Genomic DNA, 4,522 nt, shown 5'->3' with positions numbered 1-4,522 from the left:
TCCGTATCGTTTGACCAGTGATAATGCGTCGGAGGGTGTGACGGTGACGCTGGGGAATGAGCGGACGCCGGATGAGCCGAAGGGCTCGTTGACGGTGGTGAAGACGGATGCGGTCAGTGGTGATCCGCTGCCGGGCGCGGTGTTTGAGGCGTGGGAGGAGACGAACGGCCGTGCGGGTCTGCAGACCTCCGGCGACGATCCGGACCGGCGTACCGGCCCGGGGTGCGCGACGGATGCGCGGGGTCGGTGTGCCTTCGGGGAGCTGGAGCTGGGTGAGTACTACCTGCGCGAGACGGCGGTGCCCGACGGCTACCGGCTCCCGGACCGCACGGTGACCGGCCCGTACCGCCTCACCAGCGGCAACGCATCGGACGGAATCACGGTGACCCTCAAGAACGACCGCGACAAGGACGGCAACGGCGGCAAGGGAGGCAAGGGCAGCAAGGGAGGTAAGGGCGGCAAGTAGGGCGGACACGGGCCGGCCACCCCGCGGGTGGCCGGCCCGTGACTCATCCGACTGCCGCACCCGAGATGCCCCAGGGGGCGCACGGCTCTATCCGTAGAGCCATGCGCCCTCTACACGGACATCTCCCCATACGCCGGGGCCGGACCCTTCAGAGCCTGACCCTCGCCCTGCTGCTCTCCCTCCCGGCCGGTGTCGCGACAGCGGCCACCCCGGCCGACCGCACCGCCCCGGCCGCTCCCGCCGAGTGCCGTGCGGGCACCGGGCCCTACCAGCGCCAGCTGGAACGCCATCTGAAGCTCCCGGTGGACGGCAGACAGTCCGCCGCCGACTGCCGCGCGATCCGCGCCTTCCAGAAGCGCCAGTCCATCCCCGCCACGGGGAAGGCCGACGTGGTGACCTACCGCACGGCGCTGGTGCAGGAGGCCCGCACCAGCCCCCGCTTCCGCACCCGGTGTCCGCGCCGCACCTACCGCGTCGTCTGCGTGGATCTGGCCCACCAGGTCCTGTGGGTGCACAAGGGCCGTGCGCGCAAGCTGGAGTTCAAGCCCGTCGGGGTGCGTACGGGCCGGCTGGGGATGGAGACCCGGCACGGCTGGCACCGCATCTACTGGCGGAACCGGAACCACCGCTCCACGCTCTACAACAACGAGCCCATGCCGTACGCCCAGTTCTTCGACGGCGGCCAGGCGCTGCACGGCAGCTACCGCGACCTCTACCGCGGCGGCTCGGCGGGCTGCGTCAACCTCCGGATCCCGGACGCGGCGCGGCTGTGGCGGCTGCTGCGCAAGGGCGACCGGCTCTACGTCTTCGGCATCAAGCCGGGCACCAACTACCGTGCCCTGCCGCTGCCCCTGCCGACGACCGCCTAGTGCCGTGCCCGGCGGCTCGTGCTGCGTGCCGCAAGGGGCGGCCCCGACCCGGCGAGATCCGCGGGACCGCAAGATCCGCAGGACCGCAGGACCGCGGGACCGCGGGACACGGCTCGGGCCGTTACGGCGTGATGACGGGGAACGACGGATCCGGATCGGTGACGCACGCGAACAGCCGTCCGAGCAGGGCCGGATCCCCCTCGTACTCGACCCCGTCGTCGGTGTAGTCGGCGCCCCCGCCGTCGTCGGCCGGCGAGCCGTCCAGGCCCTTGCGGGCGAGCACGCCGAGGAGCCGCGGCCGGGTGAGGAAGAGCGTCAGCCCGGCCGCGCTGCGGGCGTGGTGGCCCAGCGGGACGGCCCGGTGGGTGAGAGCGCCGTTGCGCAGCGTCAGCCGGTGCCGGCACTGCTCGTCGGTGAGCGCCAGGTCGATCGTCAGGTCCTCGTCCCACGCGCGCGGTCCGTCGATCCGGATCGCCAGGGTGTCCAGCAGCATGGTGGTGGTGAGCGCCTGCACCACCGGTGAGCCGAGATCCTCCGCGATCCTGTGCCCGACCGGGCTGACGCCGTGCCGCAGCTCATGGGCCGCGGTGAGGTAGAAGTTCCGCCACGGCCCGTTCTCGGCGCCCTGCCCGAGCCGGTCGTACACCTCCGCCAGCACGCCCCTCGCCCCGGCGTCCTCCGGGTCGGCGAAGACGAGGTGGTTGAGCAGCGTCGCGGCGAACCGCAGGTCCCCCGCCGCGACATACGCCCGTGCCTTGGCCAGCGCCTGCTCGGGCCCGCCCGCCACCTCGACATAGCGGCGCGCCAGCTGTGCCGGCGGGTGCTCCCACAGATGTGCGGCGTTGCCGTCGAACCAGCCGAGGTAGCGCTGGTACACGCCCTTCACGTTGTGGCTGAGCGAGCCGTAGTAGCCGCGCCCGTGCCAGGCGCGCTCCAGCGCGGGCGGGAGCCTCAGCTCCTCGGCGATCTCCGGTCCGGTGAGCCCCTGGTTGAGCAGCCGGAGCGTCTGGTCGTGCAGATACGCGTACAGGTCGCGCTGCTGGGAGAGGAACTCCCGTACGTTCTCCCGCCCCCAGGTCGGCCAGTGGTGCGAGGCGAACGCGACGTCGTACGCGCCGTCGAACATCTCGACGGCCTCGTCCAGATAGCGGGCCCACGCGCGGGCGTCCCGCACCACGGCGCCGCGCAGGGTGATCACGTTGTGCAGGGTGTGGGTCGCGTTCTCGGCCACGCACAGCGCGCGGCGGTCAGGGAGCAGGAGGTTCATCTCGGCCGGGGCCTCGGCGCCCGGGGTGAGCTGGAAGACCATCCGGATCCCGTCCACCGCCTCCCGCTGCCCGGTGCGGGTGATGTCGACGGTGGGCGGGACGAGGGTGATCGTGCCGGTCGACGTCGTCAGCCCCAGCCCGGTGCCGACGGCCCCCTCGGGGCCCGTCGGCAGCTGGTCGCCGTACATGAACGTGGACCGCCGGGACATGGCGGTCCCCGCGTAGACGTTCTCGCTCACCGCGTGCTCCAGGAAGTGGGCGGGCGCCAGGACGGGCACCCCCTCCTCCTCGCTCTCGGGCAGCACGCCGCGCGCGCCGCCGAAGTGGTCGACGTGGCTGTGGGTGTAGAGCAGGCCCGTCACGGGGCGGTCGCCCCGGTGCTCGCGGTAAAGGGCGAGCGCGGCCGCCGCGCACTCGGCGGAGAGCAGCGGGTCGATGACGAGTACGCCCCTCTCGCCCTCGACCAGCGTCATGTTCGACAGGTCCAGCCCGCGTACCTGGTAGACGCCCTCGGTGACCTCGTACAGCCCCTGCCGCGCACACAGCTGCCCCTGCCGCCACAGGCTCGGGTGCACGGTGCCGGGGCAGGGCCCGGCGAGGAAGCCGTACGCCTCCCCGTCCCACACCACCCGCCCGTCCGCCGCCCTGATCACGGCGGGGGAGAGGGCGCCGAGGAACCCCCGGTCCGCATCCGCGAAGTCGGCGCCGTCCGGGCCCTGCTCAGGGCCGGTCGGGTTCCGGGTCATGCGGCTTCCTGTCCGCTGTCGGCGGCGAGCCCGGAGCACAGCGCCCAGATGACGAACACCCCGATCGCGATGGAGATCAGCGCCCACAGCGGCACATAGGGCAGCCAGAGGAAGTTGGCCATCACGACGAGCACCGCCAGCACCACCCCGGCGATCCGCGCCCAGACGTTGCCGGTGAGGATGCCGCACCCGGTGAGCGCGACCACGATGCCGAGCACCAGATGGATCCAGCCCCAGGCGTTGACGTCGAGCTTGAAGGCGTAGTCCCCGACCTGGCCGAAGACGTCGTCCTCGCCGATGCCCGCGATTCCGGCGATCATCCCGAACAGCCCGTTCACCAGCATCAGCACCCCGGCGAACAGCGTGCCCCCGGACACCCAGGGGCTGCTCGCCCGATCGGTCTCCGCGCTCATGGCGCCTCCTTCCGCTGCCATGAGCCTGTGGCCATGGCACGACGCGCCGCGACCGGTGTTAGGCCGTCCGAGTGAAGCCGCTCCCATGCCCCGCGCCCTCTGTATTGACGTTCTTCTATACAGAGGGCATGGTTACTGCATCGATAGGCATCGATAGGCATCGATGCAGAGGTCGGTCGGACCGAGGTCGAACCGGAGGGAAGGTGGCGTCATGTCCGAGGAGAAGCGGACCGGCGGGGCGGCGGAGGAGCTGCGGGAGCAGGTGCGGGCCGGGTATGCGGCGGCGGCCGTGCGGGTCGGTGAGGGGAGCGCGGACTGCTGCGGCGGGGCGGCCGTGGAGGTCGAGCCGGGCTTCGGCTCCGGACTCTATGCGGCGCACGAGCGCGAGTCGCTGCCCGGCGACGCCGTCGCCGCCTCGCTCGGCTGCGGCAACCCGCTGGCCGTCGCCGAGCTGCGGGAGGGAGAGCGGGTGCTGGACCTCGGTTCCGGCGGGGGCATCGACGTGCTGCTGTCGGCCCGCCGGGTCGGCGCCCGCGGCCGGGCGTACGGCCTGGACATGACGGACGAGATGCTGGCGCTGGCGCGGGCCAACGCGGCGAAGGCCGGGGCAGGGAACGTGGAGTTCCTCAAGGGCGCCATCGAGTCCGTCCCGCTGCCCGACGCGTCCGTCGACGTCGTCATCTCGAACTGTGTGATCAACCTGTCCGTCGACAAGCCGGCCGTCTTCGCCGAGATGTTCCGGGTGCTGGCACCGGGCGGG

At 72.2% G+C, this 4,522-nt stretch carries 5 protein-coding genes; 3 read left to right on the top strand and 2 right to left on the bottom strand.

Annotated features, from left to right (window positions below; genetic code table 11):
* Positions 1-43 precede the first annotated feature (43 nt).
* On the top strand, positions 44-466 hold the full coding sequence (locus G5C65_RS31710; RefSeq protein WP_165302491.1) for a SpaA isopeptide-forming pilin-related protein: 423 nt from the start codon (positions 44-46) through the stop codon (positions 464-466).
* A 101-nt stretch (positions 467-567) separates the two neighbouring features.
* The gene (locus G5C65_RS31705) at positions 568-1,335 is read left to right on the top strand and encodes a L,D-transpeptidase family protein (RefSeq protein ID WP_165302490.1); all 768 of its coding nucleotides are present in this window, start codon (positions 568-570) and stop codon (positions 1,333-1,335) included.
* A 121-nt stretch (positions 1,336-1,456) separates the two neighbouring features.
* Here G5C65_RS31705 and G5C65_RS31700 read toward each other — a convergent pair whose 3' ends face one another.
* Positions 1,457-3,349, bottom strand: a complete 1,893-nt coding sequence (locus G5C65_RS31700) for an alkyl/aryl-sulfatase (protein WP_165302489.1) — start codon at positions 3,347-3,349, stop codon at positions 1,457-1,459.
* Complete coding sequence (locus G5C65_RS31695) at positions 3,346-3,762, bottom strand: DUF7144 family membrane protein (RefSeq protein ID WP_206442494.1); 417 nt, start codon at positions 3,760-3,762, stop codon at positions 3,346-3,348. Before G5C65_RS31695 ends, G5C65_RS31700 begins: the two co-directional genes overlap by 4 nt.
* A 211-nt stretch (positions 3,763-3,973) precedes the next feature.
* On the opposite strand from G5C65_RS31695, the gene G5C65_RS31690 reads away from it, so the two are divergent.
* Positions 3,974-4,522 (top strand): methyltransferase domain-containing protein (locus G5C65_RS31690; protein WP_165302487.1); only part of this gene is annotated, 549 nt, incomplete at its 3' end.

The organism is Streptomyces boncukensis, assembly GCF_011045075.1.
In the GTDB taxonomy this organism is placed as follows: Bacteria; Actinomycetota; Actinomycetes; order Streptomycetales; family Streptomycetaceae; genus Streptomyces; species Streptomyces boncukensis.
Note: the sequence above shows the minus strand (reverse complement) of the source record. Positions and strands in the feature narration are given on the sequence as shown.

What these genes read in the sequence shown, in the direction of transcription:
- G5C65_RS31700 (WP_165302489.1), bottom strand. Translation starts at nt 3,349, where the DNA reads ATGACCCGGAACCCGACCGGCCCTGAGCAGGGCCCGGACGGCGCCGAC.
- G5C65_RS31695 (WP_206442494.1), bottom strand. Translation starts at nt 3,762, where the DNA reads ATGAGCGCGGAGACCGATCGGGCGAGCAGCCCCTGGGTGTCCGGGGGC.
- G5C65_RS31705 (WP_165302490.1), top strand. Translation starts at nt 568, where the DNA reads ATGCGCCCTCTACACGGACATCTCCCCATACGCCGGGGCCGGACCCTT.